Annotated in this window: 2 protein-coding genes and 1 pseudogene; all 3 read right to left on the reverse strand. The window is 45.2% G+C overall.

Annotation, left to right across the window (positions count from 1 at the left end):
- Positions 1-362: pseudogene (locus ACXRVY_RS26330) on the reverse strand (hypothetical protein); the annotation flags it as partial.
- Positions 352-1494 (reverse strand): dTDP-4-amino-4,6-dideoxygalactose transaminase, encoded by a 1143-nt coding sequence (rffA, locus tag ACXRVY_RS26335; protein ID WP_223462474.1) that lies wholly within the window; start codon positions 1492-1494, stop codon positions 352-354. The gene rffA and the pseudogene ACXRVY_RS26330, both read right to left, overlap by 11 nt.
- A partial coding sequence (locus ACXRVY_RS26340) for an acyltransferase (protein ID WP_458238658.1) occupies positions 1481-1973 on the reverse strand: 493 nt, incomplete at its 5' end. The genes rffA and ACXRVY_RS26340, both read right to left, overlap by 14 nt.

Below are 1973 nucleotides of genomic sequence, written 5' to 3' on the forward strand. Positions count from 1 at the left end.
ATGAACACTGATATCGAATGAGAAAAAAGCAAAAACAACAAAGCAAAAAAAACAGAAAAGACAAATGCAAAAGCCGAGGCAGTACTCAAAAGCCTATAGAGATTAAACTTGTCATTTCTGTATTCAGCAGAATACTTTATAACGCCATGAGTGATACCTCCGCCAGCCAGCAGAGCGAGTATCGAAGTCAGGCTCATAAAATGGCCAAGCTTCCCCAGCCCGTCCGGCCCCAAATATAGAGCGATTAGCTTTAGAATCAGAAAGCCAACAACTATTTTTGAAGCCTGGGCAAGAGTCGTCAATACGGCGCTGGAAACAGCTTTCCGATACTGAAGCTTGTCGCTGCACTCGTTACGCGACACAGGACATAATCGCTGCAGTTACTTGGCTCTTGACCTCATTTTCCTCATCAGTATTCATACCTAACCAGAGAGGCAAGCGAATAAGGCGCTCACTTTCACGGGTGGTAAACTTATCATCACCGGAAAATACACCAAGCTTTTTTCCAGCAGGTGCCGAATGCAAAGGAATATAATGAAATACAGCACCAATACCAGCGTCTTTTAGTTTACTCAGCACTGCTGTGCGGACATCAATATCCTTCACCTTGATATAATACATATGGGCATTCGCAACACAGCCGTCCGGTATCACAGGGAGATCAACAACTCCCTTATTTTCATAAGCTTTAAAATGCTCATGGTACTTTGCCCATAGGGCAAGACGTGCAGAATTGATATATTCACAACGCTCTAACTGACCATACAAATAAGCCGCCTGCAGCTCACCAGGAAGATAACTGCTTCCTACATCTACCCATGTATATTTATCAATCATCCCTCGAAAGAACTGACTCCGATTTGTCCCTTTTTCCCGGATTATTTCTGCGCGGGCAACGAAACGAGCATCATTAATAATCAACAACCCTCCTTCACCACCACTTGTAAAGTTTTTTGTTTCGTGAAAACTAAAGGCAGCCATGTGACCAATAGAACCCAGTTGACGCCCCTTGTAGGTGGACATCATTCCCTGAGCAGCGTCCTCTATTACAAACAAACCATTGCGCTTGGCAATATCCATTATTGTATCCATCTCGCAAGCGACGCCTGCATAATGCACAGGCACGATCGCCTTGGTCCGAGATGTAATAGCACCCTCAATCAGGGTTTCATCAATGTTCATTGTGTCTGGGCGAATGTCGACAAACACGATTTTCGCCCCTCGCAGTACAAAGGCGTTTGCCGTACTAACAAAGGTATAGCTTGGCATGATGACTTCATCACCAGGCTGAATATCGATGAGAATTGCGGCCATTTCCAATGCCTGAGTACAGGAAGGCGTCAATAGCGCCTTGGCGCAGCCCAACGTTTTCTCAAACCACTGATGGCACAAAGCAGTGAACTCACCATCTCCCGACATTTTACCACTGCGCATGGCACGGAGAACGTACTGATCTTCATTACCAGTATATGGGGGCTTGTTAAATGGGATCATTTTTTTGCTCACTTAAAAATTCGACTTCGAGTTTCAGCAAATCTTTTTTGCGTTGTTTTATAAGCTTCGCTGGCACGCCGGCATATATCCCCCATGCCTCAGTCGACCTGGTGACTAATGCCATTGAGCCTATAGAACAACCTTCTGATATCTCAACACCCGGGAAAATAACCGACCCCGCTCCCACAATGACATGTCTGCCGAGTCGAACAGCGGAAAATTTCTCGTTCTTGAATTTTTTCGGGACGAGAGAGTTGGTCAATGTCTCGCCGCTATAATCGTCCGATTGCGAAAAGACTTTTACGCCATATGCCAATGTACAAAAATCGTCCATGACGATACCAGGAATACCTCCGGCGACGAGACACATTGGCGTGATGTGATTGTACCGACCAATTTTTACGCTTCCCGAGATCACACAAAAATCGTCAATCCTGGAAAAATCACCTATCTCGATTTTGTCCGCATTGTAAATGCAC

The sequence above is a fragment of the Pseudomonas sp. P5_A2_2 genome (assembly GCF_054177685.1).

What these genes read in the sequence shown, in the direction of transcription:
- rffA (WP_223462474.1), bottom strand. Translation starts at nt 1,494, where the DNA reads ATGATCCCATTTAACAAGCCCCCATATACTGGTAATGAAGATCAGTAC.